Origin of the sequence: Mesorhizobium sp. M0292 (genome assembly GCF_040321695.1) — a bacterium.
In the GTDB taxonomy this organism is placed as follows: domain Bacteria; phylum Pseudomonadota; class Alphaproteobacteria; order Rhizobiales; family Rhizobiaceae; genus Mesorhizobium.
Genome location: NZ_JAMYSB010000005.1, coordinates 214,852 through 240,907, shown reverse-complemented (window position 1 = coordinate 240,907; position 26,056 = coordinate 214,852). Strand labels below are relative to the sequence as shown.

27 protein-coding genes are annotated in these 26,056 nt (G+C 63.2%); 9 read left to right on the top strand and 18 right to left on the bottom strand.

Annotated features, from left to right (window positions below):
• Window positions 1–258: 258 nt before the first annotated feature.
• The gene (locus NKI96_RS10040) at window positions 259–1,491 is read right to left on the bottom strand and encodes an ROK family transcriptional regulator (protein ID WP_352536634.1); all 1,233 of its coding nucleotides are present in this window, start codon (window positions 1,489–1,491) and stop codon (window positions 259–261) included.
• A 241-nt stretch (window positions 1,492–1,732) separates the two neighbouring features.
• On the opposite strand from NKI96_RS10040, the gene NKI96_RS10035 reads away from it, so the two are divergent.
• The 4 genes from NKI96_RS10035 (at window position 1,733) to NKI96_RS10020 (ending at window position 7,268) form a co-directional block, all read left to right on the top strand.
• Window positions 1,733–4,294 (top strand): ATP-binding cassette domain-containing protein, encoded by a 2,562-nt coding sequence (locus tag NKI96_RS10035; protein ID WP_352803970.1) that lies wholly within the window; start codon window positions 1,733–1,735, stop codon window positions 4,292–4,294.
• The gene (locus NKI96_RS10030; RefSeq protein WP_023724955.1) at window positions 4,291–5,280 is read left to right on the top strand and encodes an ABC transporter permease; all 990 of its coding nucleotides are present in this window, start codon (window positions 4,291–4,293) and stop codon (window positions 5,278–5,280) included. The genes NKI96_RS10035 and NKI96_RS10030 overlap by 4 nt, the downstream gene beginning before the upstream one ends.
• A 46-nt stretch (window positions 5,281–5,326) precedes the next feature.
• Complete coding sequence (locus NKI96_RS10025; protein ID WP_352803967.1) at window positions 5,327–6,328, top strand: rhamnose ABC transporter substrate-binding protein; 1,002 nt, start codon at window positions 5,327–5,329, stop codon at window positions 6,326–6,328.
• Between the two features lie 178 nt (window positions 6,329–6,506).
• A complete protein-coding gene (locus tag NKI96_RS10020) occupies window positions 6,507–7,268 on the top strand; it encodes a glutamine amidotransferase (RefSeq protein ID WP_023701577.1) in 762 nt (253 codons plus the stop codon).
• A 22-nt stretch (window positions 7,269–7,290) separates the two neighbouring features.
• Here NKI96_RS10020 and NKI96_RS10015 read toward each other — a convergent pair whose 3' ends face one another.
• Window positions 7,291–7,722, bottom strand: coding sequence for a MarR family winged helix-turn-helix transcriptional regulator (locus tag NKI96_RS10015; protein ID WP_023670043.1), 432 nt, complete (start codon window positions 7,720–7,722; stop codon window positions 7,291–7,293).
• 150 nt (window positions 7,723–7,872) lie between these two features.
• Here NKI96_RS10015 and NKI96_RS10010 point away from each other — a divergent pair, with 150 nt between their 5' ends.
• On the top strand, window positions 7,873–8,715 hold the full coding sequence (locus NKI96_RS10010) for an alpha/beta fold hydrolase (RefSeq protein ID WP_156933371.1): 843 nt from the start codon (window positions 7,873–7,875) through the stop codon (window positions 8,713–8,715).
• A 98-nt stretch (window positions 8,716–8,813) separates the two neighbouring features.
• On the opposite strand, the gene NKI96_RS10005 is transcribed toward NKI96_RS10010, so the two are convergent.
• Window positions 8,814–9,728, bottom strand: a complete 915-nt coding sequence (locus NKI96_RS10005) for an alpha/beta fold hydrolase (protein WP_023817450.1) — start codon at window positions 9,726–9,728, stop codon at window positions 8,814–8,816.
• A gap of 142 nt (window positions 9,729–9,870) precedes the next feature.
• On the bottom strand, window positions 9,871–11,115 hold the full coding sequence (locus NKI96_RS10000; protein ID WP_023744301.1) for an MFS transporter: 1,245 nt from the start codon (window positions 11,113–11,115) through the stop codon (window positions 9,871–9,873).
• A gap of 203 nt (window positions 11,116–11,318) precedes the next feature.
• Between NKI96_RS10000 and NKI96_RS09995 the strand changes: the two genes are divergently transcribed.
• Window positions 11,319–12,191, top strand: a complete 873-nt coding sequence (locus NKI96_RS09995; protein ID WP_023733350.1) for an AraC family transcriptional regulator — start codon at window positions 11,319–11,321, stop codon at window positions 12,189–12,191.
• Between the two features lie 35 nt (window positions 12,192–12,226).
• Here NKI96_RS09995 and NKI96_RS09990 read toward each other — a convergent pair whose 3' ends face one another.
• From NKI96_RS09990 to NKI96_RS09945, 10 genes are all read right to left on the bottom strand, one after another.
• Complete coding sequence (locus NKI96_RS09990) at window positions 12,227–13,198, bottom strand: Bug family tripartite tricarboxylate transporter substrate binding protein (RefSeq protein ID WP_352803964.1); 972 nt, start codon at window positions 13,196–13,198, stop codon at window positions 12,227–12,229.
• A 146-nt stretch (window positions 13,199–13,344) separates the two neighbouring features.
• Window positions 13,345–13,860, bottom strand: a complete 516-nt coding sequence (locus tag NKI96_RS09985) for a hypothetical protein (protein WP_023686120.1) — start codon at window positions 13,858–13,860, stop codon at window positions 13,345–13,347.
• Between the two features lie 92 nt (window positions 13,861–13,952).
• Complete coding sequence (locus NKI96_RS09980) at window positions 13,953–14,888, bottom strand: ribose-phosphate pyrophosphokinase (RefSeq protein ID WP_023686119.1); 936 nt, start codon at window positions 14,886–14,888, stop codon at window positions 13,953–13,955.
• A 141-nt stretch (window positions 14,889–15,029) separates the two neighbouring features.
• Window positions 15,030–15,617 carry a hypothetical protein gene (locus NKI96_RS09975; RefSeq protein ID WP_023737819.1) on the bottom strand — a complete coding sequence of 196 codons (588 nt, stop codon included), beginning with the start codon at window positions 15,615–15,617 and terminating at the stop codon, window positions 15,030–15,032.
• A 55-nt stretch (window positions 15,618–15,672) separates the two neighbouring features.
• Window positions 15,673–16,824 carry a M24 family metallopeptidase gene (locus NKI96_RS09970; RefSeq protein ID WP_023733348.1) on the bottom strand — a complete coding sequence of 384 codons (1,152 nt, stop codon included), beginning with the start codon at window positions 16,822–16,824 and terminating at the stop codon, window positions 15,673–15,675.
• On the bottom strand, window positions 16,824–17,618 hold the full coding sequence (pgeF, locus tag NKI96_RS09965; protein ID WP_023695793.1) for a peptidoglycan editing factor PgeF: 795 nt from the start codon (window positions 17,616–17,618) through the stop codon (window positions 16,824–16,826). The genes NKI96_RS09970 and pgeF overlap by 1 nt, the downstream gene beginning before the upstream one ends.
• Before the next feature lie 151 nt (window positions 17,619–17,769).
• Window positions 17,770–18,834, bottom strand: coding sequence for a class I SAM-dependent methyltransferase (locus NKI96_RS09960; protein ID WP_352803961.1), 1,065 nt, complete (start codon window positions 18,832–18,834; stop codon window positions 17,770–17,772).
• Window positions 18,831–19,715 (bottom strand): prolipoprotein diacylglyceryl transferase, encoded by an 885-nt coding sequence (lgt, locus tag NKI96_RS09955; RefSeq protein WP_023672032.1) that lies wholly within the window; start codon window positions 19,713–19,715, stop codon window positions 18,831–18,833. Before lgt ends, NKI96_RS09960 begins: the two co-directional genes overlap by 4 nt.
• 103 nt (window positions 19,716–19,818) lie before the next feature.
• Entirely contained in the window at window positions 19,819–20,058 is a 240-nt protein-coding gene (locus tag NKI96_RS09950; RefSeq protein ID WP_023683720.1) for a BrnA antitoxin family protein, read from the bottom strand.
• Between the two features lie 149 nt (window positions 20,059–20,207).
• Window positions 20,208–20,378, bottom strand: a complete 171-nt coding sequence (locus NKI96_RS09945; protein ID WP_023683721.1) for a hypothetical protein — start codon at window positions 20,376–20,378, stop codon at window positions 20,208–20,210.
• 77 nt (window positions 20,379–20,455) lie between these two features.
• On the opposite strand from NKI96_RS09945, the gene NKI96_RS09940 reads away from it, so the two are divergent.
• The 3 genes from NKI96_RS09940 (at window position 20,456) to NKI96_RS09930 (ending at window position 21,941) form a co-directional block, all read left to right on the top strand.
• A complete protein-coding gene (locus NKI96_RS09940) occupies window positions 20,456–20,758 on the top strand; it encodes an accessory factor UbiK family protein (protein ID WP_023711152.1) in 303 nt (100 codons plus the stop codon).
• Window positions 20,759–21,074: 316 nt separating this feature from the next.
• Window positions 21,075–21,575, top strand: a complete 501-nt coding sequence (locus tag NKI96_RS09935; protein WP_006202532.1) for a type III secretion system chaperone family protein — start codon at window positions 21,075–21,077, stop codon at window positions 21,573–21,575.
• A gap of 6 nt (window positions 21,576–21,581) precedes the next feature.
• A complete protein-coding gene (locus NKI96_RS09930) occupies window positions 21,582–21,941 on the top strand; it encodes a tRNA-binding protein (RefSeq protein ID WP_023672028.1) in 360 nt (119 codons plus the stop codon).
• Window positions 21,942–21,951: 10 nt separating this feature from the next.
• On the opposite strand, the gene NKI96_RS09925 is transcribed toward NKI96_RS09930, so the two are convergent.
• From NKI96_RS09925 to NKI96_RS09910, 4 genes are all read right to left on the bottom strand, one after another.
• Window positions 21,952–22,974 (bottom strand): glycosyltransferase family 4 protein, encoded by a 1,023-nt coding sequence (locus NKI96_RS09925; RefSeq protein WP_023683722.1) that lies wholly within the window; start codon window positions 22,972–22,974, stop codon window positions 21,952–21,954.
• Between the two features lie 222 nt (window positions 22,975–23,196).
• The gene (locus tag NKI96_RS09920; protein WP_023672026.1) at window positions 23,197–24,612 is read right to left on the bottom strand and encodes an ATP-binding protein; all 1,416 of its coding nucleotides are present in this window, start codon (window positions 24,610–24,612) and stop codon (window positions 23,197–23,199) included.
• 75 nt (window positions 24,613–24,687) lie between these two features.
• The gene (locus NKI96_RS09915) at window positions 24,688–25,407 is read right to left on the bottom strand and encodes a response regulator (RefSeq protein ID WP_023672025.1); all 720 of its coding nucleotides are present in this window, start codon (window positions 25,405–25,407) and stop codon (window positions 24,688–24,690) included.
• Window positions 25,394–25,927 carry a MarR family winged helix-turn-helix transcriptional regulator gene (locus NKI96_RS09910; RefSeq protein WP_023683723.1) on the bottom strand — a complete coding sequence of 178 codons (534 nt, stop codon included), beginning with the start codon at window positions 25,925–25,927 and terminating at the stop codon, window positions 25,394–25,396. The genes NKI96_RS09915 and NKI96_RS09910 overlap by 14 nt, the downstream gene beginning before the upstream one ends.
• Window positions 25,928–26,056: the final 129 nt, after the last annotated feature.

Below are 26,056 nucleotides of genomic sequence, written 5' to 3'. Positions count from 1 at the left end.
TTTCCTTTCGCGTTTTATGGAGCGTTTGCGGTGGCAGTGTGCCTGGACCGTAAACGTCGAAAGCCGCCAGGCCTGGATGTCCGAATGCCAGAAACCGCATACGCGGAGCTTTGTTCGGGATCACAAGGGAAGGCAGCCTTCCGCCGCGTTGCCTCCAAGGGTGTCTACGCGGTGGCGGCTCTATAGCGGAAGGCGGGAAAGGGTGCAAGCCATGGCGGGCAAGGGCGGCCGATGCCTGCGTTGGGCGCCGCATTGCGCTCAGGCCGGCAGGTCGGCGGGCGGATTTGATCCGTTTCCCTTGGCGCCACCCAGCGTGGACAGCGCGCTCAGCAGTTTAGTCCGGTCCTTGCCGATCATCAGCACGCCGCTGTCGGGCGCCAGCAGCGCCGAGAACGGCAGCATGGCGGCGCCGATCGAGGACGCTTCGGGGCCGAATTGCCCCGGCACGATCTCCGGCGCCACGATGCCGATGGCGCTGGCCTGGTTGAACTGGGCCTGCACCCTTGCCAGCAGTTCGAGATGGATCGGCCTGGGCAGGATCGAGTCGAGAACGATGGCCTCGATGTCGATGATGGAGGTGATGGCGATGATCGCCTCGACCAGCGCGCTCGCACAATCGTCGATCCATTCGAACAGCGGCACGCGCGCTTCGGCTGGCAACGGATCGAGTTCCCGCACACGATTAATCACCACGCCGCGCGACCTCAGGTGATTGACCAGCACATAGATCGAGGCGCGATGCAGCAGGCTCTGGTAGCGCGCAGGCTTCGCCGCCACCGAATCGAGGCTTGAGGGCGAGACCGGCAAGGGTCCGAGGGCAGCGCTGTTGCCATGCGGCCCGGTGTGGACCCTGCCGCCTTGCACCAGGCCGCCGCCGACAAAAGTGTCGATCGAGATGTGCATGAAATCGCGGAAGCGGGCGCCGGCGCCCTGGACAAGTTCGGCCAGCGCCGCCGACGTGGCGTCGTTTTCCACGAACACCGGCGTCTTCGCCGGCGTGGCAAAGCAAGTCGTCAGGTCGATCGCTTCCCAGCGGCTGCCGAGATCGTCGGGAAAGCCGAGTTCCTCGCTCCAGCCGCCGAGGAAATAGGGTGAGGCAATGCCGACGCCGACGATGCTGGCATCGCCAAGCCCATCCACCAGCTTTTCGAAGGTGGCCAGCGCCATGTTGCCGGCCTTCAGCACCAGATCAGGATCGGGGAAGCGGTATTCGTGCGACTCTCTTGCGCGGATTTCACCGGCGAAGTCGACCAGAACGGCTTCAAGCGCACGCCGGCCGATCTTGATGCCGACGCTGTAGATGCGTTCCGGTGTCAGCCGGTACAGCGTGGAGGGCGATCCGCGTTGCCCGAACCTTTTTCCCACTTGCTTTACGAATCCGGAAGATTCCAGGCCGTCGACGATGGCAGCGACGGCCGCCGGCGTCAGGCTTGCCGCGCGCGCCAGATCGGACTTGGAGGCTTCCTTGAGGCGACGGATGGCGTCGAGCACGAAACGCTCATTATAGTGCCGAACTTTGACAGAATTGCTGCCTTTCCCTGACAAACCCGCACACTCCCCAAATGTCCCGTTCCCGGCGCGAAGCCCGCAAACCACCTGCGGCCGAGCGCACCCTGCGGTGCCTATGTTGGCGGCGACAGTGCGCGTCGGAACCATGGAAGTCAATTTTGCCGTTGCGCCTTTGCGCTATTTAATATAGCAAATTGAAAAAATAACTGATCAGGGAGGAGACGTGCTGCACTCGAGCACACAAAGCGAAGCCGACGCTGCGGTGGTGCGGGCTGTTCCTGTTGCCCTGGTTCAGGCGACGAAGGCTTTCGGCGGCACGATTGCGCTCAAGGACGCCTCCTTCGAATTGCGCTCCGGCGAGGTGCTGGCGCTGCTTGGCGAAAACGGCGCCGGCAAGAGCACCTGCGTGAAGCTTCTGGCCGGTGTGCATTCTCCCACCAGCGGTCATGTCGAGGTTGACGGCAAATCAGCCGTCTTCCATTCGCCGCATGACGCGCAGGCGGCCGGCATTGCGGTCATGCACCAGCATCCTGGCCTGTTTCCCGATCTGTCGGTGGCGGAGAACATCTATCTCGGCCACATGCCGCGCGACCGCTTTGGCGGCATCGACAATGCCGCCATGCTGGCCGGCGCCCGCAAGGTGCTGGCGACCGTCGGCCTCGACGTGCCGGCGGCAACGCGGCTGGGAACCCTGCGTACCTCAGAACAGCAACTGGTCGAAATAGCCCGGGCGCTATCGCTGGATGCGCGCGTGCTGATCATGGACGAACCGACGGCGGCGCTGTCGCAGCGCGAGGTCGAGCGGCTGTTTTCCGTCGTTGCCGATCTCAGGCTGCACGGCGTGGCGATGATGTTCGTCGGCCACCGTATGGACGAGGTCTTCCGCATCGCCGACCGCATCGCGGTGCTGCGCGACGGGCGCCTGATCGGCGTCAAGCCGAAGGCCGAGCTTGGCCGTGCTGCCGCCATCAGCATGATGGTCGGGCGTGAAGTCACCGACCTCTATCCCGAACGGCGCCATGCCTCAGGCGCGCTGGTGCTGGAGGGGAAGGGACTTTCGCGCGCCGGCGGCTTTACCGGTATCGACCTCAAGCTTCACGCCGGCGAGCTGCTGGGGCTTGGCGGCCTGGTCGGCAGCGGACGCACCGAGATTGCGCGCGTGCTGTTCGGTATCGACCGGCCCGACGCCGGCGAAATCCTGATCGACGGCAAGCCCGTGCAGTTCGCCTCGGCGCGCGACGCCATGGATGCGCGCATCGCCTATGTGTCGGAAGATCGCATGGGCCAGAGCCTGGTGATGGATTTCTCCATCCTCGACAATGCGGTGCTACCTGTTCTCGACAAGGCCGCACAACGCGGTCTCTACGGCACCGACCGCGCCATCGGTCTGGTGGCGGACTGGCTGAAGCGCATGAAGCTGCGCTTTTCCGGCTACGGGCAGCCGGTGAAAGAGTTATCCGGCGGCAACCAGCAGAAGGTGGTGCTGGCCAAGTGGCTGCGCACCGAGCCGCGCGTGCTCATCCTCGACGAGCCGACGCAAGGCATCGATGTCGGCACCAAGGCGGAAGTGCATGCAATGATCGCGGACCTTGCCGCGCAAGGCATGGCGATCCTTTTGATCTCGTCAGAGATGCCCGAGCTGATCGGCATGTGCGACCGCATTGTCGTGCTGCGCGAAGGCCGCCAGACTGCCGAGTTTTCGCGCGGGCAAGCCACGCAGGAAAAAGTACTGGAAGCGGCGACCAGGACCGATGAACGCGCCGGCCAGGCAGCGCAGATAGAACGCGCCGCCCGGGAGGAAAAGGCAAAAGGACCGTTCGATTTTCTGAAGCGGCGGGAGTTCGGGCTGCTCGCCGCGATGCTCGCCGTCGCCATCCCGGTTACCATCATCAACCCGCGCATGGTGAGCGCGGCGAACCTCACCGCTGTGTCGATGGACGCGGCCTTGCTGATTGTCGCCGCACTGGCGCAGATGCTGGTGCTGATCACCCGCAACATCGACCTGTCGATCGCAGCTGTGATCGGCCTCTCCGCCTATATGGCGGCCAGCATGGTTCAGGCCTATCCCGGATTGGACATCGGCATCGGCCTGATCACCGCCTGCGCGGTCGGCGGCTTTGCCGGACTGCTCAACGGCCTTGTCGTTACCTGGGGAAAGATCCCGGCCATCGTCGTTACGCTGGCTTCGATGTCGATCTTCCGCGGTTTCAACTCGATCTGGGCGGCGGGCGACCAGGTCAGCGCCGACGAAGTCACGCAAGCCTGGCTCGACATGACCGGGCTGAAGATCGCAGGCGTGCCGCTGATCGTCATCATCGCTATTGTCATCCTGTGCGCCGGCTATGTGCTGCTCTATCGCACCGCAACCGGGCGCGAGCTGTTTGCCACCGGCTCCAACCCCGACGGCGCACGGCTGATCGGCATCCCGGTCGACCGGCGCATTCTGCTGGCCTTCGGCATGGCCGGCCTGCTCGGCGGTCTGTGCGGGGCGCTGTGGGCATCGCGCTATGCCACCATCGATGCCCGCGTCGCGCTCGGCTTCGAACTCACGGTGATCGCCTCGGCAGTGGTCGGCGGCGTCGCCATCCGCGGCGGCTCGGGCACGCTGCTCGGCATCATCCTTGGCGCGCTCACTCTCTTGGTCATCAAGAACGGGCTGACGCTGGTGCGTGTCGACCCGCTCTGGCTGCAGGGCGTCTATGGCCTGGTGATCCTGGTTGCCATCGGCATCGACACCTTCATCGTGCGGCGTGCCGAACAGGCAAGACAGGCGAGGGCGAGATGAGAAAGTTTATCCGCTCGATCGACTTCTGGGATCTGCTGCTGGCGACCGCCTGCCTCGCCGTCTTTATCTATGCGGCGGTCTTCGTGCCGAATTTCGTCTCCGGCTTCAACCTCTCGCAATTGGCCGCAAGCGCCTCGGAAAAGGCGTTGCTGATCCTGCCGATGACGCTGCTCATCATCACCCGCGAGATCGACCTGTCGATCGCCTCGGTGCTGGCGTTGACATCCGTGATTTTTGGCCTGCTTGTCCAGGCTGGCGTGCCGACGCTGGCCGCCATTCCGCTGACGCTCGTCTTCGGCGGCCTGCTCGGCGCCTTCAACGGCTATCTGGTGTCGGGCCTCGGGTTGCAGTCGCTGGTGGTGACGCTCGGCACCATGGCGCTGTATCGGGGCATTGGCTACATCCTGCTCGGCACCGGTTCGGTCAACATATTGCCGCCGGCGGTTGTCGATTTCGGCATCAGCAATCTGCCGGGCACACAAATCCCGTGGACCATCGTGCCGTTCCTGCTGCTGGCGCCGATCTTCGCGGTGGTGCTGCAGAAGACGCCGACCGGCAAGCGCATCTACGCGCTCGGCGGCAGTCCGGAAGTGGCGCGCTATTCCGGCATCGACACGCGCAAGATGGTGCTGAGGCTATTCGTCGTCTCCGGTGTCGTCGCGGCCATCGCCGGCATCGTCTACACCGCGCGCCTTTCCAATGCCCGCGCCAACAATGCGCTCGGCATGGAGCTCGACGTCATCACCATCGTGCTGCTCGGCGGCGTCAGTGTCTTTGGCGGCAAGGGGCGGCTCACCGGCGTCATGCTGGCGCTGCTCTTGATTGCCATCATCCGCAACGTGCTGGCGCTCAACCAGATCGGCGGCGACGCCCAAGGCATGATCATCGGCCTGCTCCTGATCGGCTCGCTGCTGGTCTCCAACTACTGGCGCTCCCTGGAGGAGCGGCTGTCAAGATCGCGCGTCCTGCGCGAAACCAAGGGGTGATCTCGGGCCCCTTTCTTCAAGCCCGAATTCTGACGGAGGAGACACAATGAAAGCGTTTAGAATAGCCCTGCTCGCATCCGCGGTTCTGCTTGCGCCGGCCTCGCTGGCATACAGCCAGGAATGCGCCAAGGAACCTGTAACGGTCGGCTTCCTGCCCAAGCTCGACACCGATCCCTACTTCAAGGTGGCTTTCGGCGGCGCCGAGGAGGCTGCGAAGGAAATTGGCGGCACCGCCACCCAGGTCGCCCCGTCGCAGGCGACGGCCGAGGCACAGATCGAATTTATCAACAGCCTTGTGTCGCAGAAGGTCGGGGGCATCGCTATTGCCGGCAACGACGCCAATGCGGTTGCGCCTGCGCTGAAGCGCGCCGTTCAGCAAGGCGTCCGGGTGATATCGTACGATTCCGACGTCGCGGCCGATGCGCGCGCGGTGTTCGTGAACCAGGTGAAGGGCGACAGTCTGGCCGAAATGATGCTGGAAAGCGCATTCAACCTCAGCGGCGGCGAAGGCGAGTTCGCCATCCTGTCGTCGACGCCGACGGCGACCAACCAGAACGCCTGGATCGACTTCATGAAGGCGAAGATGGCGGCAGAGCCGAAATACGCCAAGATGAAACTGGTGCAGGTCGCCTATGGCGAGGAGAGCGAGCAGGTCAACCAGCAGCAGGCCTTGGCGCTGGTGCAGGCGTTTCCGGATCTCAAGGTGATCATCGTGCCGGCAGGCATAGGCCTTCCGGCGGCCGCGCGCGCACTCGAGGAAGCCGGCATGATCGGCAAGGTCAAGCTGACCGGCCTTGCGCCGGCCACTCTGATTTCGAAATACATCAAGGACGGCGCCGCCCAGGACATCTGGTGGAATGTCACCGATCTCGGCTACCTGACCTATCAGGCGGCCCAGGCGCTGGCGCAGTGCAAGATCACCGGCAAGGAAGGTGAGAAGTTCACGGCGGGCAGGCTCGGCGAATACACGATCGGGGCCAGCGGCGAACTGATCCTCGGCCCGGCCAAGATCGTGACGCCGGAAAATCTGGCCGAGTTTAAGTTCTAGAGCGTTTCACCGTTTCACGGAAACGGCGAACCGCTCTATCCCTTTGTTTTACGCAATTCCGGACGGAAAACCGGTCACACTTTTCCTGGAATTGCTCTAAGCCTCCCAAGGCTTTGCGGGCGCCGGCTCGAGCCGGCGCTCGCCTTTCAATCCTCAGTCGAAAAGCGTGAGGGCGACGATGAAACTTTTGCTGGCAGGCGAGACCTTCGCGGCGACGACGTCGGTCGCTGCCGGCGGCGACGTTCTGACAAGTGCGACATGGGTGAATGGCGCGACGGCCTTCAATGCCGCCCTTGCCGCAGAGGGCATAGCGGTGACGCAGATCGGTGGCGATCGCTGTGCGGCCGAATTTCCGTATGACCTCGACGCGCTGGCCGAATACCAGGCGGTGGTGATCTCCGATGTCGGCGCGCTGACCTTGCTGGTCACGCCGGAGGCCCGCGCCGGGCGCATCGGCGTCAACCGCCTCGACGTCCTCAAGGCCTATGTCGAAGGCGGCGGCGGGCTGATGCTGGCCGGCGGCTATATGGGGTTCCAAGGCATGTTCGGCACGGCGCGTTTCCACGACACCCCGGTCGAGGACGTGCTGCCCGTGCGCTGCCTGCCATTCTCGGACGGGCTGGAAGTGCCGCAAGGCCTGCAGCCGTCGATCCTTCAGGCGTCGCATCCGATCCTTGCCGGTGTCGCGGGTCCGTTGCCGCCGATCCTCGGCATGAACAAACTCGATTTCAGGCGCGACGGCTCGTCCCAGCTTCTGGCGACTTGCCAGTATCGCGGCACGGACTGGCCGCTGCTTGCGGTTCGTGAGCATGGCCGTGGCCGCACTGTCGCCTGGGCGACGGATATCGGCCCGCACTGGCTGTCGCAGGACTTTCTCGGCTGGCCGCTCTACGGCAAGCTGATGGGCAACGTCGTGCGCTGGCTGGCCGGCAAGGATTAAGCCTGGCGTGTTTGTAGGGCAGCTAGTCCGGCTTGCTGCTCAACGCTTCGCGCAGCGCCTGGATCCGCCGATTCAAGGCATCGAGATCAGCCATCGTCATGCCCGAGCGTTCGATCAGGGTTTCGTTGAGGCAGTTGCACTGGACGAGCAGCGCGCGGCCGGCAGGCGTCAGGTCGACCTGCACTTGGCGCTCGTCCGTCTGGCTGCGCTGGCGGGTGACGAGACCGGCCTGTTCCATGCGCTTCACCAGCGGCGTGATGGTGCTCGATTCCAAAGCGAGCCTGTGCGCAATCGAGCCGACCGACATCCCGCCGGCTTCGGCAAGTGCGTTCAGCACGAGATATTGCGGATAGGTGATGCCCATCTCGTCCAGCATGGGCTTGTAGGTGCGATTGATTGCCATGCTGGTGGCGTAAAGCGTGAAGCAGAGCTGGTTGTCCAACGGGAGAGGCACGAGGCATTCCTTTGCCGACTGAGCACATCAATATGTACCACGAAAAATGATATCGCGATACATATTTTCTGTAGACAAGGATTTGGACCTGCGCTAGTCGTATGGTTATCGCGATATTGATTATCGCGGAAGCAATCAATGGAGAGCGAGATGACCAAGCCCGGCAGCAGCACGATCACCACCAAGGACGGCACCGAAATTTTCTACAAGGATTGGGGAACGGGACAACCCATCGTCTTCCATCACGGCTGGCCGCTGAGCAGCGACGACTGGGACGCCCAGATGCTGTTCTTCCTGTCCAAGGGCTACCGCGTCATTGCCCATGACCGGCGCGGCCATGGCCGCTCGACCCAGACCGATACCGGCAACGAGATGGACACCTACGCCGCCGATGTCGCGGAGCTTGCAGCGCATCTCGACCTCAAGAACGCCATCCATGTCGGCCATTCCACCGGTGGCGGCGAAGTGGCCCGTTATGTCGCGAAGTACGGCTCCGGCGGCCGTGTCGCCAAGGCCGCATTGCTCGGCGCGGTGCCGCCGATCATGCTGAAGACGGCGTCCAATCCCGGCGGCCTGCCGATCGAGGTGTTCGACGGTTTCCGCTCCGCCCAGGCAGCCAACCGCGCCCAGTTTTTCCACGACGTCGCGGCCGGCCCGTTCTACGGCTTCAATCGCCCCGGCGCCCAGGTGTCGCAGGCTGTCGTCGAGAATTGGTGGCGCCAGGGCATGATGGGCGGCACCAAGGCGCATTATGATTGCATCAAGGCGTTCTCGGAAACCGACTTCACCGACGATCTGAAGGCCATCGACGTGCCGGTGCTGGTCATGCATGGCGACGACGACCAGATCGTTCCGATCACCGACTCCGCGCTGCTGGCTGTCAAGCTCCTCACGAAGGGCGAGCTCAAGGTCTACAAGGGTTTTCCGCACGGCATGGCGACCACCCACGCCGATGTGATCAACGCCGACCTGCTGGCGTTCTTCAAGGCGTAGAATCGTTCAGTTGAATAGACATCGTCCAGTTGGATAGGCAAGGCACCCGCCGCCGGGCGGGTGCATTTGCTTTCGTCGAAATGTCAGCGGGACAGTGCCTATTTATCGAGAAAACCAGTGATCAGTTTGACGGTGTCGTCGGGGTTTTCCTCCATGATCCAGTGTCCGGAAGCGGGCACGATGCCGCCCGTGACATCGGTCGCAACAAGCCGCAGGAGATCGGCCTGCGTAGTGCCAGCGGATTTTTCACCGCCGACAGCCAGTACCGGCATGGTCAGTTTGCCGCCGGCGGCAAGCATCGCCTGGTTGTCGATCGCGTCCTGGTCAAACGCCTTGAACTGCTCGAAGGCGTCATGCATCGCATGCGGGCGGGCATAGAGTTTGGCGTAGTGCCTGCGCGTCGCCTCGTCGATCTTCTTGGGGTCAGCCGACAACTCGTTGTAGAAGCGGTCGAGATAGATGCGCTCGCGCCCCGCGACCAGCCGCTCCATATCAGGGCCGCGGAAGTTGAAGTGCCAAAGCAGCGGGCTTTGCTTGATCTTTTCCCAGTCGCCTATGCCGGGCAGCGGCGCGTCGATGATAACCCATTTGGTGATGCGCTTGGGATACTGAGCGGCGAGCGCATAGCCGACCATGTTGCCGATGTCGTGGGTGACGAGATCTGCCTTGTCGATCTTCAGGGCATCCAACACGCCGGCGATGTCGACGGCCTGGTTCTTCTTGGCGTAGCCCGCTTCCGGGTGGGCCGACAGACCCATGCCGCGCAGGTCCGGCACGATGACGGTGTGGTCCTTTGCGAGGGCGATGGCCGCGGCGCCCCACATGTCTCCGGTATCGGCAAAGCCGTGCAGCAGCACGACGGCGGGACCCTTGCCGCCAACGCGCACATAGAGTTTGGTGCCGTTGGTTTCGACGGACTGCGTCTTGAAACCCGGCGGAAAGGGAACGATGCGTGCCGTCGCCGGCAAGGTAACAAGAAGCACACCCAATACGGCCAATACGATCTTGCGCATGTCATCCCCCAGAGACGTCGAAGGCCCCAAGCCTTCGTTGATGACTATCTCTAGCAGGCTTTTCAACCAGCGCATGGTGAAAGAATCACAGAGGGCGCAGCAATGCCGCGCCCTGCTTCAAATCCGCAAAATCGACCGGTTTTTATCTGGCCGCCGCTTGCGCCTTCCTGGCTTCCTTCATGTTGGGCAGGAACACCGTCAGCAGGCCGAGCAGCGGCAGATACGAGCAGATCTGGAAGACGAAATCGATGCCCTTCATGTCGGCGACGACGCCGAGCACGGCGGCTGCAATGCCGCCCATGCCGAAGGCGAAGCCGAAGAAGATCCCGGCGATGGTGCCGACACGTCCCGGCACCAACTCCTGCGCAAACACGACGATGTTGGAGAAGGCCGAGGACAGGATCAGGCCGATCAGCACCGTCAGCACCATCGTCCATTCGAAATTGGCGTAGGGCAGCGCCAGCGTGAACGGCAGCACGCCGACGATCGAGAACCAGATCATCGCCTTCTGGCCGTAGCGGTCGCCGAACGGTCCGCCGAGCAGGATGCCCAGCGCCGAGGCGCCGAGGAACAGGAACAGCATGACCTGGCTCATCTGCACCGACACGCCGAACTTATGGATGGAATAAAAGGTGTAGTAGCTGGAGAGCGAGGCGATGTAGGCGTTCTTGGTCAGCACCAGCAGCGTCAGCACCGCCAGCGCTCCCATCACCTTCTTGCGCGGGAAGGGGGAGACGAAGCTTGCCGCCTTGCGATTGCCCTGCGCGGCGCGCATCCGGCTGTACCAGCCGCCGACCCGCGACAAAACGATGATGCCGGTCAGAGACCCGACGGCGAACCATGAAATGCTGGTCTGGCCGAAGGGCACAACGATGAAGGCAGCGAGCAGCGGCCCCATCGACTGGCCGAAATTGCCGCCGACCTGGAACAAAGATTGCGCCAGGCCAAAGCGGCCGCCGGAGGCAAAGCGGGCAATGCGCGAGGATTCCGGATGGAAGATCGCCGAGCCGATTCCGATCAGCGAGGCGCCGACCAGAAGCAGCGCATAGTGGCCGGCATAGGCCAGAACGATCAGGCCAATCAGCGAGGACGCCATGCCGTAGGGCAGCGAATAGGGCATTGGCCGCTTGTCGGTGATCATGCCGATGACCGGCTGCAGCAGCGACGCCGTGACCTGGAAGGTGAAGGTCAGAAGACCGATCTGCCAGAAATCGAGACCGTAATTCTCTTTCAGCAGCGGATAGATCGCCGGCAGCAGCGATTGCATGATGTCGTTGATGCCGTGGCAAAAGCTCACCGCCAGGATGACGGTGAAGGCGGTCGCCTGGGCTGAAGGAAGGCTGGCGCTTGGCTGCGGTGCAATGCTGGTGGCTGTCGTATCGGTCAAGGCAGGCTCCGAGGTCTTTTTGGCGGGTGTTTGCCCGCGGGCAGGCTTGGCGGCCGCTCCCGCGGACCGCCTTAAGGACGCTCGTCTGAAGCGCTTGGGCGACGCCCCTGCGGAGCGCCTTGGGGATGGCTGCCTTATAAGCCGCTTGCGAGGCGACTTCTTTCGTGGTTTGGTCCAATAGTTTCGCAAGTGGGCCATAGCCGATGCCACATGGCAGGGACATCTTCCGCGCCGGCAATGCCGATCTCGGCCGATTGCACGAAAGCCGCTGGCAGTGGCTGGAGGAGGTTTCCGGGCCGGCGGTGGCTTTGCCGACCGAATATCCCGACGGTTACCTCGTGCCGCAACACCGCCACAGCCGCAGCCAGCTGCTGCATGCGCTGGTCGGTGTCGTGCTGGTGACGACCAGGTACGGGCGCTGGATGGTGCCGCCCGACCACGCAATGTGGATACCGGCCGGCACCGAGCATTCTGTCGAAATGCTGGGCGACGTCTCGATGCGCTCGGTCTATGTCATGCCGGGCGCTATCCCCGGCCTGCCGGAAGGTTTGCGCGTCGTCGGCATCACCGAGCTGATGCACAGCCTGATCGTCGAATCGGAAAAGCTGCCGCAAGGCGGCGAACTGGAAGGCCGCGGCGGGCTGATCATGAACCTGTTGCTGCACGAGATCCCGACCTTGCCGGAACGGCCGCTCGGGCTGCCGTTCCCGTCCGACCCGAAGCTGGCGGCGCTCTGCCGACGCTTTGTCGCGGCACCTTCGCCGCACGCCACGATCGACGAGTGGGCGGATGCCGCAGGCATGAGCCGCCGTTCGTTCACCCGCGCCTTCCAGCGCCAGACCGGACTGTCCTTGTCGACTTGGCGCCAGCAGGCCTGCCTGTTTGCGGCCCTGCCCAGGCTCGCCGATGGCGAGCCGATCACCAGGGTGGCGCTCGACCTCGGTTATGACAGCGTGCCGGCATTCATAACCATGTTCAAGCGCATGCTCGGCGCCTCGCCGCGCGGCTATATGCGCGGCGCCCGCGACGAAGGCATGCGGCGGGCTCAGCCTCGACTTGAGGCCCCGGCGCCGTAGCGCCAGGAAAAGCCCGCAGTACTTTGCCGTAGGCCCTAGTCCAGCTGAACGCCGCTGGCCTTGACGATCGGTTCCCATTTGGCGAGTTCGGCCTTCACATGCACTCCAAGCTCTTCCGGGGTGGAGGCCACGATCGAGGCGCTGAACTGGGCCATGCGGGCGATCACATCAGGGTCTTTCAGGGCTTCAACTGCCGCCTTCTGAAGAACGGCGACGACCTCCGGCGGCGTGCCTGCGGGCGCGAACAGAGCGTTCCAGCTGTAGGTTTCATAGCCGGGAATGGTTTCGGCAATGGCCGGTATGTCGGGGAAGGAGGGAACGCGCTCCTTGGTGGTGACGCCAAGCGCTCTCAGCGTCCCGCTCTTGATATGGCCCGATGAAGAGGGGAGGTTGTCGAACATCATCGGCACCTGATTGCCGATAACGTCGTTCAAGGCCGGTCCGGCGCCATTGTAGGGAATGTGCTGCATACTGACGCCGGCCATCGTCTTGAAAAGCTCGCCGGAGAGATGCAGCGGGGTGCCATTGCCTGATGAGGCGTAGGCATATTTGTCCGGGTCCTTCTTCAGCATCTCGATCAGTTCCTTGACGTCCTTGGCGGGGAATTCAGGGTTTACGACCAGGACGTTTGGCACCAGCACGAGCAACGATATCGGCGCAAAATCCTTCTCCGCGTCGTAGGGCTTTGTCTTCAGGATCAGCGGGTTGAGCGCGTGGGTTGCGACCGTGCCCATCAGGATCGTGTAGCCGTCCGGTTCGGCTCGGGCGACCTGGGCAGCGCCGATGCTGCCCCCCGCGCCGCCGACATTTTCGACGACAATCTGCTGGCCCAGCTTTTCGGACATCTTGTTGGCGACCAGGCGCGCGACCAGATCCGTCGAGCCACCGGCGGAAAAGGGGACAACCATGGTGATGGTCCGGTCCGGAAAATCGGCGGCCCAGGCCGCCGGTGCTGAAAGGGTGGCTGCGATGGAAACCGCGAGCCCGAGCAAAGTCCTACGCCGCATCTGCTACTCCTCCGTTGATTGGAGGGGCAGTATGGCCATGGTGAACTCCTCGCACAATGCAACCATGGACTGACTGCCCGCCTCAGGAGATCGGGCTTGACACCGATGCTTCGGTTGGCGTGCGCGAGAACGCCTCACCCCTCAGTTCAATCAGCCTTGGTCCAGCTGAAAACAAGCCATTTGTATCGTGACGTCTCTTCAGGCTCGGCCGTGTAGGTCATCTGCATGTCGCCGCCCTCGGCGTAGATGTCGAGCCTGGGCGCCGTGTCCAGTTCGAGCCACAGGGAATCGTTCTTGAACGACCATGTCCCGCACCAGACGCAAGGCCCCGATGCCGGGTCACCCGGTTGGTGAAAATTGTAGCGGCCGTCCGCCGTGATCTCCAGATAGTCGAAGGCGCCATAAAAGGCGGTCACAGTCTGCTGAAATTCGGTCGCAGACGCTTCCTGGTCGGGCTTCGCCGGCTCTTTCAGATCACGCGGTGGCCGGATTGCGGACCCTGCGATGCTCCATTTGCCGATGAAATCCTTTTCGGTGGGAAGATATTCCGTTTGCGCCTGCGCGGTCGAAACCGGAGCGATTGTCGGCGCATAGGCCGCGCTGGCGATGCCGATTGCGAGAAGCATTCCTGCGATGCCTGCAGCCTTGATTCGATTGCGCATCAGCTGGCTCCTTTCACGACGGTTTGGGGCAGATTCCAAAAAGGAGATTACCCCCGAGCCAGGCCCGTGGGCACGCTTTTGGGCAACATGGATTAATCGAACAGGCTCGACACGGACTCTTCGGTCGCTGTGCGCGAAATCGCCTCGCCCATCAGGTCGGCGATGGAGATGACGCGGATATTCGGGGCGTCGAGCACGCCTTGCGTCGGCTGGATGGAATCGGTGATCACCAGTTCCTGCAGCTTCGAGCCGCTGATCCGGGCGACCGCACCGCCCGACAGCACGCCGTGGGTGATATAGGCGGTGACGCTGGTAGCGCCGTTGGCGAGCAGCGCATCGGCGGCATTGCACAGCGTGCCGCCGGAATCGACGATGTCGTCGATCAGCAGGCAATCCTTGCCGGCGACCGCGCCGATGATGTTCATCACTTCGGATTCACCGGGACGTTCGCGGCGCTTGTCGACGATGGCCAGTTGTGCGTCGAAGCGTTTGGCGAGCGCGCGGGCGCGCACCACGCCGCCGATGTCGGGCGAGACGACGACGACATTGGCAAGCTGTTTGTATTTTGCCTTCACGTCACGGGCCATCACCGGCACCGAGAACAGATTGTCGGTCGGAATGTCGAAAAAACCCTGGATCTGGCCAGCATGGAGGTCGAGCGTCAAGACGCGGTCGACGCCGGCGCGGGTGATCATGTTGGCGACCAGCTTGGCCGAGATCGGTGTGCGGCCCGAGGCCCGGCGATCCTGCCTGGCGTAACCGAAATATGGGATGACCGCGGTGATGCGCTTGGCCGACGAGCGCATGAAGGCATCGATCATGATGAGCAGTTCCATCAGATGATCGTTGGTCGGGAACGAGGTCGACTGCAGGATGAAGACATCCTCGCCGCGCACGTTTTCCTGGATTTCGACGAAGATTTCCTGATCGGCGAAGCGTCTGACGCTGGCCTTGCCCAGCGGGACATTGAGATAGCGGGCGACCGCTTCGGCCAGCACCCGGTTGGAATTGCCCGCGAAAAGCTTCATGCACCGTTCCTGGCGAAGGATGGGGAGGTCCTCTTAATCGGGCTTGTAGCGAGCCGTGCCGGTATTGCAAGCCTCGTTGACGGGAATCCGCCGGCTAATCTCAAAAACGTCAACAGTGAACGGAAGCCGGTAACAGGCGGATCAGCCGGCGCTGCCGCCGAGCCAGGCCGCGAACTGGTCGATCGTCTGGTCGGCGATCGCCTGCATGGTAGCGGGTGCAACCGCGGGCCAGCCTTCGGCGGCATTGACCGAGGGCGCCTTCTGCTGGCCATTGATGCGGTGTAGCCGGTTGCCGGCGGGGTCATAGACGTCCCAGACATAGATAACGGTGGTGTCCTTGCCTTCCGTCATCGTCGAGAAGTAGCCCTTCAGCACATGGGTGGCGGCTTGGTCGGCGCTGCCGGCAAGGGTGATGCCGCGCTGCTTGGCGCGTGTCTGCAGTTCGGCCGTCAGCGGCGTTGCCGCTTCCACCGAGGCGCCGACGATCGGCGCGATCTGCAGCCGGGTCTTCGACAAAGCGGCGGCGCTCTGCGCGGGGTTGGCGGGTGTCGTGGCGCCGACGGCCGGCGCTGGTGTGGCGGCGGGCGCAATGCCCGGGGCAGCCAAGGGCTGAGCCGAGGCTGCCGGCGGCGTGATGGCGGACGGCTCAAGGACGTCCTTGGCGTTGGTGCAAGCGGCCAGCACAAGCGCTGCGAGCAATGACACGGTCGTCACATGCGATCGTCTCATCTGCCCGAAAACTCCTTAGTCGTGAACGCCCCCGCGTGGACCAACCATTATGGATTCACTGTACGATCAAGTCGAGATCATGGCGTGAAAGCGGCTTCGGCTGGGATTCGGTGGTCAGGTAGGTGCGGCCAAGCGTCATCGCCGTCTCGGTTTCGGAGTCCATGATGATCATGTGCGCGAACAATGTCATGTTGGGCGCGATCGGCTCGGGATTGCCCTGGTAGAACATCGGCATGTCCATCCAGGACGGGGTGAAGCGGGCGCCGACGGAATAGCCGCAGGCATTCAACCGATGCTTGGTCAGGCTGTGCGCCTCCAGCGTGCGGGCATGCGCGTCGAAGACGTCGCCGAAGGTGTTGCCGGGCGTCATCGCCTTCTCGACCGCCAGAAGAGCCGCGCGGGCGGCGTCGAACAGCTCCTGATGGCGCTTCGACGCCTTGCCGGTCAGCACGGTGCGCATCATCGGCGCGTGATAGTGATGGAACACGCCGGCCCATTCGAGCGTCAGCTGATCGTTCTTGGTCAGCTTGCGGCGCCCGGCCTTGTAGCGGCAGAGCAGCGCGTCGATGCCCGAGCCGATGATGAATTCATTGGCCGGATAGTCGCCGCCGCCGGCAAACACCGCGCCCTGCATGGCGGCAAGGATCAGCGCTTCGTCGCCGCCCTGCTTGATCAGCGGCAGGGCCGCTTCGAGCGCGTCGTCGGAAAGGTTGGCGGCCTTTTCGGCCTTGGCGATTTCAGCCGGGCTCTTGAACAGGCGCAGACGGCCGACAATACCGGAGGCGTCGGCGATCTGGCCGAAGGTCTGCAACTGCTCGTCGACGCGGCGGCCGTTGAAGGCGGTCAGGCCATGGGTGTCGTATTCGACGCCGATGCGGGCGCCGAGGAGATTGAGGTCGTTGAGCAGGTTGCGCAGGTCGACCGCCGGGTTGGCGCCGTCGCGGTCGGTCCACAGCACGATGTTGTCGATGATCGATGTGTGGCGCGCCTGGCGCAAATCGGCCGAGCGGGTGAGCAGCACCATCGAGCCGTCAGCCTTCACAACCAGGCACTGGAAGAAACAGAAGCCGAACGTGTCGTAGCCGGTTAGCCAGTACATGCTCTCCTGGGCGAAAAGCAGTACAGCATCGAGCTTCTTTTCCGTCATCTCGATCATCAACCGGTCACGCCGGGCGTCAAATTCCGACCGTTCGAAATGCAGCGCCATTATCCGTTCTCCAAAACAATTGCCGAAACCTGCCGACCGTAGTCCGGTTCCTTGCGATGCGTCGCGCGCCGGTAGGAAAAGAAGAGATCCTCCTCGGCATAGGTGCAGCGGCCAAGCCCCTGCGCGGTCACGCCAGCCTTCTTCAGCCGGTCGACCGTATAGAGGTTGAGATCGAACATTGCATGCGCCGGATTGGCCGAAGGCGCGAAATAGCCGATGTTTTCGGCATCGGCTTCGACGAAACGGGCGACGAATTCCGGCCCGACCTCGTAATTGTCGGGGCCGATCGAAGGACCGAGAACCGCAATGATGCGCTCACGGCGGGCGCCGAGGCTTTCCATCGCGGCAATGGTGTTTTCAAGCACACCGGTGAAAGCGCCCTTCCAGCCGGCGTGTGCAGCGCCAATGATGCGCGCTTGCGCATCGGCGAACAGCACCGGGCCGCAATCGGCCGTCGAGGCGCCGATGGCGATGCCCGGCCGGTCGGTGACGATGGCGTCGGCCTTGGGCCGCGGGCCGGGAAAGGGTTCCCTGGCAATAACGACATCGGGCGAGTGGACCTGATGCGCGGTCAGGAGATGGCTGGCCGGCACACCCATCCAGGCAGCGACGCGGCGGCGGTTCTCGGCGACCAGCATCTGATCGTCATCCGACCCGGTGCCGATGTTAAGTCCCTGATAGATGCCGCCGGAGACGCCGCCGATACGGGTGAAATAGCCATGGCGGATACCTCGCGGCTTGGCCGCTTCCAGCAGCGGCGAGCGAACAGGATCCGGTTTGGTCTGATTCAGCATGGATGGGTTTGTTGTCCGCGCCGGCGTTTTCGTCAAGGCGAAGTTCGGCCGAGTGATTGCGACAGTGCTGCTGCGTCGACTTTGCATTGGCCAAAAGCAGGCATGCGACCATAGGCGGCGTCGCGGGACGGCTTGTAACGATCTCTGAGGGTCAGACTGGCTGATGCGGCAGGATTTTCAGGATTTTGAACAGCGTGCCCATGCCGTCGGGTCCGGCCAGGCGCTCGACGGCATCGGCAATGGTTTGTCGTGCCTCTTGGCTTGCCTGGCTGCCCAACTGGCCAGCTCGCTCAAGCAATCCCATGCCAAGCAGAAAGTCGCCCTGCGTCGCCAATTCCACATCGAGGCCATGCGCCCGCACGACGGCGGCCAGTGCAGCGAAGTCGACATGGGCGGTGAGATCGGCTTCGCCGGGATTGGCCAGCACATCTTCGGGGGCGTGCCTGCGCACGGCCTGCAATGTGTCGCCGAAACCGGGCTGGAGATGGCCGTAATCGGGGAACAGCCCGGCGCCGCCGTGGTCGGCTATGCGTTCGGCAATGGTCGCCATCAGTGCCGCGCGGGCCGGTGCTATTTCGAAAATAGAGCCTTGTGGCGCCTCGGCGGCGTCTTCCGGCAGCAGCATCGCCTCGACCGAGCCGGCGCCGGCGAAGAAGCTCAACTCGTCTGAGACATCGAGGCCGATCACCCGTTCGCGCCAGCCGGCGCCGGCGCGGATGAACTGGCGGATCGGCACAGCGTCGAACAATTCGTTGCCGACAATCAGCAACGGCGCCTGCGGTAGTGTGGCGATGGTTTCGTGCCAGCCGAGCTCAACCGGAGTTTCGGCAAGCGTCTGCTTCTGGATTTCGGTCAGCCGCGGACTGGTCTCGACCAGAGCGAAGGAGGCTCCGGCGGCGATAGCCGGATCGAGCCGCGTCAGGGTGCGAAGCATGTCCTTCATCAGCGTGCCGCGGCCAGGCCCGATCTCCGCGATGGTGACCGGCAGGGGTCGGCCGATCGCCAGCCAGGCCTGATAGAGCCAGACGGCGACGAGTTCGCCGAACATCTGGCTGATCTCGGGTGCGGTGACGAAGTCGCCGGCGGCGCCGAACGGCTCGCGCGTGGTGTAGTAGCCGTCGCTGGGATCGAACAGGCAGAGCGCCATGTACTCGTTGACGGGGAGGGGGCCGAGCGCGCCGATCAGGTCGACGATGCGGGTCTTCAGCCGTGTCATGCCGGCTGTGGTTGCGGCGCCGGTTTGGCTGTGGCCATCGCCCAGATGCCGGCCAGCACCATCGGCAGCGACAGCACCATGCCCATGGTGAGCCAGCCGCCGAGGAGGTAGCCGAGCTGCTGGTCGGGCTCGCGGAAGAACTCGACGAAGATGCGTGACAGGCCGTAGCCGCAAATGAAGGCGCCGCCGACAAAGCGCGGCGTCTTCAGCTTCAGCCGCGAATGGGTGAGGAAGCGCAGGACCAGGAACAGCACCGCGCCCTCGAGCAGCGCTTCGTAGAGCTGGCTCGGATGGCGGGGCTCCAGGCCCGCGACACAACCCGCCACGGTCTGCTGGAGACGCTCGTTGCAGAAGACGACGCCCCACGACACGTCGGTCACGCGACCCCAGAGTTCGGCATTGACGAAGTTCGCGATGCGGACGAGGCCGAGCCCGACCGGCACGCCGGCTGCCACCACGTCGAACAGCGTCCAGGTGCGGATGCCGCGCTTGAGGGAAAACAGCGTCATGGCGAGGATGACGCCAAGCAGGCCGCCATGGAACGACATGCCGCCCTGCCAGACGGCGAAGATGTCGAGCGGGTGGTCGATATAGCGCTTTAAATCGTAGAAAAGCACATAGCCGGTGCGTCCGCCGAGCACGACGCCGACGGCGGCCCAGACGATGAAATCGTCGAGGTCGATCGGCTTCATCGGCAAGACGCCATCAGGCCACAGCCTTGTGTTGGTGACGAGCCGCTTGGCGTACCACCAGGCGAACAGGATGCCGACGATATAGCCGATGCCGTACCAGTGCACAGCCAGCGGGCCGATCTGAACCAGGATCGGGTCGATGTTGGGGAAGGACAGCGACGCCATCGGCAGCGGGAAATAGTCGTTCAACAGGATCTCCTGGGAGGGCTCGCGTTAGGGCGCGGACCATGCGGCAGGGTTTTGGCGGGGTCAAGGCAAGGTGACGACAGCCTGATCGTCAGAGATAATGGGCTCAACCCTGCGGCTTGCCGGCGACCAATTGCCTGAGCGCATCGTTGATCCTGTCTTGCCAGCCGGGGCCATCTTCCTGGAAATGGTCGAGCACGGCGCGATCGATCCTGATCGAGACAAGCTCGCGAACGTTTGGTGCGGCGGAGGGTTCGCGAATGGGAGGCGCGGGTTTCTTGACTGGCTTGAAGGCCGCTTCAGCGGCTTCCATCGGATTGGTCGGTCGGCGCGGGGGCGTTGCCATTGGTTGATCCTGAATGAGAGTGACTCTTGCCTGGAGCAAGTCGTGAGGAAAACTAGGCCGCTGGTCTGTGAAGACCAGTAACTTCACTTGGTTCTCTCTGCCATTGCCCTGTATTTGGCTTCAAGCCTGTCCAGCACCTCGTCGCCAGGCTAGACCCGGCCCGCACTGGCATCCGAAATGCCCTTTGCGAGTGCTGCATCGAGTGCTGCAAAGCGCTTCTCCAAGTCCGCACTGTCCGTCACGGCAACCGTCGTTCCAAGAATCCATTTGCGATAATAGCAATCTGTCGGCCGGACCGTGAGCCAAATCGCGTCCGACATGAAGCCGCACCAGCTTCAACGTTCTTGCATTCCGCAGGCAGTGCCACTACGTCAATTCCAGCAAGCGAGGATTTGCCATGTCGACCGGACCGAACCGCATTCTCGATGAATTCGCCAAGCTGATGACCGATGCCGCGGGTGCCGCACAAGGCGTGCGCCGCGAGGTGGAGACTGCCTTCAAGGGGCAGGCCGAGCGCATCCTCAACACCATGGATGTGGTGCAGCGCGAGGAGTTCGAGGCTGCCCGCGACATGGCTGCCAAGGCCCGCGAAGAAAACACCAGGCTGGCCGCCCGCATCGATGCGCTCGAGGCCAGGCTTGCCGAATTGACCGGACAGGCCGCACCTGCGGCTGCGGCAAAGCCCAAAGCAAAAAAATAAAATTTGAACTTTTCCACAAAGCACAATCCGAAAAAATGCTTTGCCGTGAATCGTTTACCGGCAATGCATGAATCTTTGTGACAGCGCCTTTCCACATGCTGATGACGCAGTGCGAAAAATTAGGCTGTTCACGCGACTCCCGATCAATAGACTGAATTTGTTGCATGATTCGGAGCAGGGTCATGCGGCCGGGCGGTGGGGTCCGGTCCGGGGTCTTTGTGTCGTGAAGTCCTGGCCGTCCGAGTTCAAGACAAGATTGTTCGTCGTGTGTGCCCCGCGGAGCGTGTGGCGCTCCCCTGAACACAGGAAGCATTCCATGGAACTTCTCGAACTCGAATTCTCCCGCGAAATCCATCCGGTGGATGTCATCGAGCAGGTCGCCCATAACAATGACTGGTCCTTCGAAAGGGCCGGCGATGACGAAATCTCGATCTCGGTTGCCGGCAGCTGGACCGACTATCACGTCTCCTTCTCATGGATGGAGGATTTCGAGGCGCTGCATCTGGCCTGTGCTTTCGACATCAAGGTGCCGGAAGCCCGCGCGCTGGAAGTGATGCGGCTTTTGTCGCTGATCAACGAGCAGATGCTGTTTGGCCATTTCGATCTCTGGGAGCAGGAGGGCGCGATCATGTTTCGCCAGTCGCTGCTGCTCGCCGGCGGGGTCGAACCGTCGAGCCAGCAGGTCGAGGTGCTTTTGTCGTCGGCGCTTGAAGCCTGCGAGTGCTATTTCCAGGCCTTCCAGTTCGTTGTCTGGTCGGGAACCTCGGCCAAGGATGCGCTGGCCGGCGTCCTGTTCGAGACCTATGGCAACGCTTGAGCTTCCATGAGTTCGAGCAGCGCGCGCAAGCCCGAGATCAGCTTTGCCGATTTTGATCGTGTCGACATCCGTGCCGGCACGATCGTCGAGGCCGAGCCTTTCCCCGAGGCGCGCAAACCCGCCTTCAAGCTGAAGATCGATTTCGGCCCTGAGATCGGCGTGAAGAAATCCTCGGCACAGATCACGAAATACTATGCGCCGGAAACGCTGGTGGGACGGCAGGTGTTTGCGGTGGTGAATTTCCCGCCGCGCCAGATCGGTCCGTTCATGTCGGAAGTGCTCACGCTCGGCTTCCCTGATGAGGAAGGCGCCGTGGTCCTTGGCGCCATCGAGCGCAAGGTGCCGGACGGCGGCAGGTTGTTTTAGGAAGATTGCGTCAGGCGGCCAGCTTGCGCCTTGTGCTCAGCGCCTCTTCGACCGTGTCCATGAACATTTCGGCGCAGGCTTTCCAACTGTAGCGCATGGCGCGTTCGCGCGCCTCGGCGCGGTCGACATTGAGCGCGGCGAGCGAGGCCTCGCGCAGATCGGTCGACACCGCGCCGCCGATGCCGTCGCCGACAATGTCGATCGGTCCGGTGACCGGATAGGCGGCCACCGGCGTGCCGCTGGCCAGCGCCTCGATGATGACGTTGCCGAACGTGTCGGTGCGGCTGGGGAAGACGAAAACATCAGCCGAGGCGTAGATCTCGGCCAGCTCATCGTTCGGGCGATGGCCGAGGAAATGCGCCTGCGGGTACTTCGCCCTGAGCCTGGCCAGTTCCGGTCCTTCGCCGACGATCACCTTGCTGCCGGGCAAGTCGAGATCGAGGAAGGCGCTCAGGTTCTTCTCGATGGCGACGCGGCCGACGCACAGGAATACCGGGCCAGGGAAGCCGAGGTCCTTCTTCTTGTCGGGGCGGAAGTGATCGGTGTCGACGCCCCGCGTCCACGGCCTGAGCTTGGTGAAGCCTCGCGACGCAAGGTCCTCCGCCAGCGACTGGGTGGCGACCAGCGTGCCTTGTCCGGAATTGTGGAAATCACGCAGCCAGCGATAGGCCCAGCTCTCCGGCACCGGCAGGCGGGCGCTGAGATATTCGGGAAAGCGGGTGTGATAGCTGGTGGTGAAGGGACGGCCGGCATTGCGGCAATAGCGCCGCGCCATGATGCCGAGCGGGCCTTCGGTGACGATATGGATATGGTCGGCCTTGCGAGCCTCGATCAGCCGCGCGACATGGCCGGGCGTGGTCAGCGCCAGCCTGATGTCGGGGTAGGTCGGCAACGGCAAGGTGCGAAAGATGTTCGGGGTCAGGAAGTCGACCGCAACGTCGAAGGTTTTCAGCGTTTCGGTGAGCCGCTCCAGCGTGTGGACGACGCCGTTGACTTGCGGCCGCCAGGCGTCGGTGACCATCAGGATGCGCATGGCGGTCCTTTGCTCGGGTCGACGGTTGCCTTGATGCGATAGCGGTACGGCCCGGCTGCCCTCGCTTCGCTCCACCGCACCCGGGCAGGCACGAGGTCGAAGTAAGGCGGCTGAGCCGAATCAACTGAGGTCGCGCGCTTCATGCGCGCTCTTGACCATGGTTTCATGACGGGCGGATGAAGGTGGTTTTTGGCCGAGCCCGACTTCCAGATCATGCTTTGGTCAGGCGGGCACCTTGATCACCGCCCGCAGGCCGCCGAGCGGGCTGTCTTCCAGCATGATGTCGCCGCCATGGCTGCGGGCAATATCGCGGGCGATAGAGAGACCAAGGCCGGTGCCGCTGGCGTCGAGGTTGCGCGCCTCGTCGAGCCGCACGAACGGTTTGAACACGTCCTCGCGCTTTTCCGGCGGGATGCCCGGACCGTCATCGTCGATGGTGACGACGAGTGAGCCGCGGCCGTGATCGGCGCTGATCTCCACCGTCTTGGCATAGCGCAAGGCATTGCCGGCGACATTGGACAACAGCCGGGCGAAAGCGTGCGGGCGCACATGCACGTCCGGATCACCGGCAAGCACGGTCGATAGCTTGCGCTTGTGCAGCGACGCCTCCTCGCCGAGCTTTTGGAAATAGGCCTCGAGATCGAAATGGCCGGCATCTTCCGACGCTTCGCCGCGGGCAAAAGCGATATAGCCTTCCAGCATCGACTGCATGTCGTCGATGTCCTGGTTGAGCGCGGCCTTGGTCTCGGGCTTGCCGCCGGCCAGCGCCAGCTGCAGCTTGAAGCGTGTGAGGATGGTTCTGAGATCGTGGCTGACGCCGGTCAGCATGGCGGTGCGCTGTTCCAGCTGGCGTTCGATGCGCTCGCGCATCTGGATGAAGGCAAAGCCGGCCCGGCGAACCTCCTCGGCGCCGCGTGGGCGGAAATCGCGCGGCATCGGCCGGCCCTTGCCGAAGCTTTCGGCGGCCTCGGCCAGAGACAGGATCGGCCGGATCTGGTTGCGAAGGAAGGGGATGGCGATCGTCAGCAGCACCAGCGACGTCCCGACCATCCAGATCAGGAAGATGTGGGTGTTGGAGGCATAGGCCTGGCTGCGGCGCACGAATACGCGCAGCACCTTGCCCTCGAGCTGGATGCGAACCTCGACGATGTTGGAATTGCCGACCGTGTCGATCCAGAACGGGCGGTTGATCTGGCGGGTGATCTCGGTGGAAAGGACGTCGTCAAGGATCGAGAAGAAGGGCTTGGGTCCAGGCGCCGGCAACGGGTCGGGCGGCAAGAGGTCGACCTTCAACTGCATGCGGTCCTGGGCGATGCGGATGATGTTCGCGTAGTCGCCATCGTGCGGATAGGTCTCGATCATGTCGATGATCGCGGCGATGTCGCGCACGGTGGCCTGCGACAGGCGCTGCGTCACGGTTGCCCAGTGGCGTTCCATGAAGTCGAAGGCGACGACCGACTGCAGAAGGATCATCGGCGCGATGACGATGATCAGCGAGCGGGCATAAAGCCGCTTGGGCATATAGAACGCAACCAGCCGCCAGAACCGCTTCCAGGCACGCGGCATTGCTTTCAGCGCCCGTGATACGCGCGCGCCAAAGCCGCCCTGTTCCGGCCGTTCCAGTTGCGTGGTCGCCATTTGTCCTTCCGCTGGGTCAATCGCCGCTGGTCGATGGCCACATATCTATGGCCAAAGGCGGCCGTCAGCGGCATTCTATTCCACGCTGAGCCGATACCCAATACCGCGCACCGTCTGCAGCCAGACCGGATTGGACGGATCGCGCTCGATCTTGCGGCGCAGCCGGTTGATCTGAACATCGATGGTGCGCTCGCCGACTTCCGAATCGTCGCCGACAAGCTCATGGCGCGGTATGGTCTCGCCAGCCCGCGCGGCAAAGATCGCCAGGATTTCCTGCTCGCGGTCGGTCAGCTTCAGCGCCTCGCCGCCCCGCTTCAGCTCGCGCCTGGCGATCTGGAAGGTGTAGGGGCCGAAGACCAGCTGCTCGACCTTGGGCGTCGTCGCCGGGCCGCCGCGGCGCAGAATGTTATTGATGCGCAGGATCAGTTCGCGCGGGTCGAAGGGCTTGGGCAGATAGTCGTCGGCGCCGGCCTCGAGCCCAGTGATGCGGCTGTCGGTTTCCGATAGCGCGGTGAGCATCAGGATCGGTACGTTCTTCTCCGCCCGCAGCGCCTTGGTGAGGTCGACGCCGGTCTCTCCGGGCATCATGACGTCGAGGACAAGGAGGTCGAAGTCGAGCCCGGCGAGCTTGCGCCTGGCCTCGCCGGCATTTCCGGCGACAGTGACGCGAAAGCCATTTTCGGTCAGATACTGCTTGAGCAAATTGCGGATGCGGGTGTCGTCGTCGACCACAAGCAGGTGCGGCGCGTCATCGTCCGGCGCCGTCGGCTGGTCCACCCTCTCAATGGTCTCCATGGCTTTTCCCTGACATGTTTGCAGGCACAATGTCGATCTGCGCCCTTAGTTCCGGATTGACCATGGCTTCCAGGAATCGTTCGATCAAGGGACGCTCGCTGGCTCCGGAATCTTCCAATGCAGCACGGATGCGGCGTGACTGTGGCCGCGCCAGGGCCAGCGCCAGGGCGCGCCCCTTGGCTGTCGGATAGAGCTCCCGCTGGCGGCGGTCACGCGGACCCTGCAATTGCACGATATGGTCGGTGTCGATCAACTGCTTGAGCACCCGCGCCAGGCTCTGCTTGGTGATCTTGAGCACGTCGAGCAGTTCAGCGACCGTCAGTCCCGGCCGGCGGTTGACGAAATGCAGCACCCGGTGATGGGCGCGGCCAAAGCCGTAATCGGCCAGGATCTGGTCCGGATCGGAAGTGAAATCGCGATACGCAAAGAAGAACAGTTCGATGATGGCGAAGTCGATGCCGTCCTCGTCGGTGATCGGCGTCTTGATCGGTTTTCCGGCAGCTGGGCTTCGATCCGTCATCATTTCTCCGTCCATAGAGGGAAATTATGTCAGTACTATTGACGTAATTTCCCCGCGATGGTAATTTTTGACAAGCTTTTCGGCTGAATGCGAACGAAAAGGCAAGGGAGTGCGGTTTTTCCGGAACTT

Excerpts from the sequence above, each read along its gene's own strand:
- NKI96_RS10030 (WP_023724955.1), top strand. The coding sequence starts at position 4,291 with ATGAGAAAGTTTATCCGCTCGATCGACTTCTGGGATCTGCTGCTGGCG.
- NKI96_RS10025 (WP_352803967.1), top strand. The coding sequence starts at position 5,327 with ATGAAAGCGTTTAGAATAGCCCTGCTCGCATCCGCGGTTCTGCTTGCG.
- NKI96_RS10020 (WP_023701577.1), top strand. The coding sequence starts at position 6,507 with ATGAAACTTTTGCTGGCAGGCGAGACCTTCGCGGCGACGACGTCGGTC.
- NKI96_RS10010 (WP_156933371.1), top strand. The coding sequence starts at position 7,873 with ATGACCAAGCCCGGCAGCAGCACGATCACCACCAAGGACGGCACCGAA.
- NKI96_RS10005 (WP_023817450.1), bottom strand. The coding sequence starts at position 9,728 with ATGCGCAAGATCGTATTGGCCGTATTGGGTGTGCTTCTTGTTACCTTG.
- NKI96_RS09995 (WP_023733350.1), top strand. The coding sequence starts at position 11,319 with ATGCCACATGGCAGGGACATCTTCCGCGCCGGCAATGCCGATCTCGGC.
- NKI96_RS09990 (WP_352803964.1), bottom strand. The coding sequence starts at position 13,198 with ATGCGGCGTAGGACTTTGCTCGGGCTCGCGGTTTCCATCGCAGCCACC.
- NKI96_RS09985 (WP_023686120.1), bottom strand. The coding sequence starts at position 13,860 with ATGCGCAATCGAATCAAGGCTGCAGGCATCGCAGGAATGCTTCTCGCA.
- NKI96_RS09980 (WP_023686119.1), bottom strand. The coding sequence starts at position 14,888 with ATGAAGCTTTTCGCGGGCAATTCCAACCGGGTGCTGGCCGAAGCGGTC.
- NKI96_RS09975 (WP_023737819.1), bottom strand. The coding sequence starts at position 15,617 with ATGAGACGATCGCATGTGACGACCGTGTCATTGCTCGCAGCGCTTGTG.
- NKI96_RS09970 (WP_023733348.1), bottom strand. The coding sequence starts at position 16,824 with ATGGCGCTGCATTTCGAACGGTCGGAATTTGACGCCCGGCGTGACCGG.
- pgeF (WP_023695793.1), bottom strand. The coding sequence starts at position 17,618 with ATGCTGAATCAGACCAAACCGGATCCTGTTCGCTCGCCGCTGCTGGAA.
- NKI96_RS09960 (WP_352803961.1), bottom strand. The coding sequence starts at position 18,834 with ATGACACGGCTGAAGACCCGCATCGTCGACCTGATCGGCGCGCTCGGC.
- NKI96_RS09950 (WP_023683720.1), bottom strand. The coding sequence starts at position 20,058 with ATGGCAACGCCCCCGCGCCGACCGACCAATCCGATGGAAGCCGCTGAA.
- NKI96_RS09945 (WP_023683721.1), bottom strand. The coding sequence starts at position 20,378 with ATGTCGGACGCGATTTGGCTCACGGTCCGGCCGACAGATTGCTATTAT.
- NKI96_RS09940 (WP_023711152.1), top strand. The coding sequence starts at position 20,456 with ATGTCGACCGGACCGAACCGCATTCTCGATGAATTCGCCAAGCTGATG.
- NKI96_RS09935 (WP_006202532.1), top strand. The coding sequence starts at position 21,075 with ATGGAACTTCTCGAACTCGAATTCTCCCGCGAAATCCATCCGGTGGAT.
- NKI96_RS09930 (WP_023672028.1), top strand. The coding sequence starts at position 21,582 with ATGAGTTCGAGCAGCGCGCGCAAGCCCGAGATCAGCTTTGCCGATTTT.
- NKI96_RS09925 (WP_023683722.1), bottom strand. The coding sequence starts at position 22,974 with ATGCGCATCCTGATGGTCACCGACGCCTGGCGGCCGCAAGTCAACGGC.
- NKI96_RS09920 (WP_023672026.1), bottom strand. The coding sequence starts at position 24,612 with ATGGCGACCACGCAACTGGAACGGCCGGAACAGGGCGGCTTTGGCGCG.
- NKI96_RS09915 (WP_023672025.1), bottom strand. The coding sequence starts at position 25,407 with ATGGAGACCATTGAGAGGGTGGACCAGCCGACGGCGCCGGACGATGAC.
- NKI96_RS09910 (WP_023683723.1), bottom strand. The coding sequence starts at position 25,927 with ATGACGGATCGAAGCCCAGCTGCCGGAAAACCGATCAAGACGCCGATC.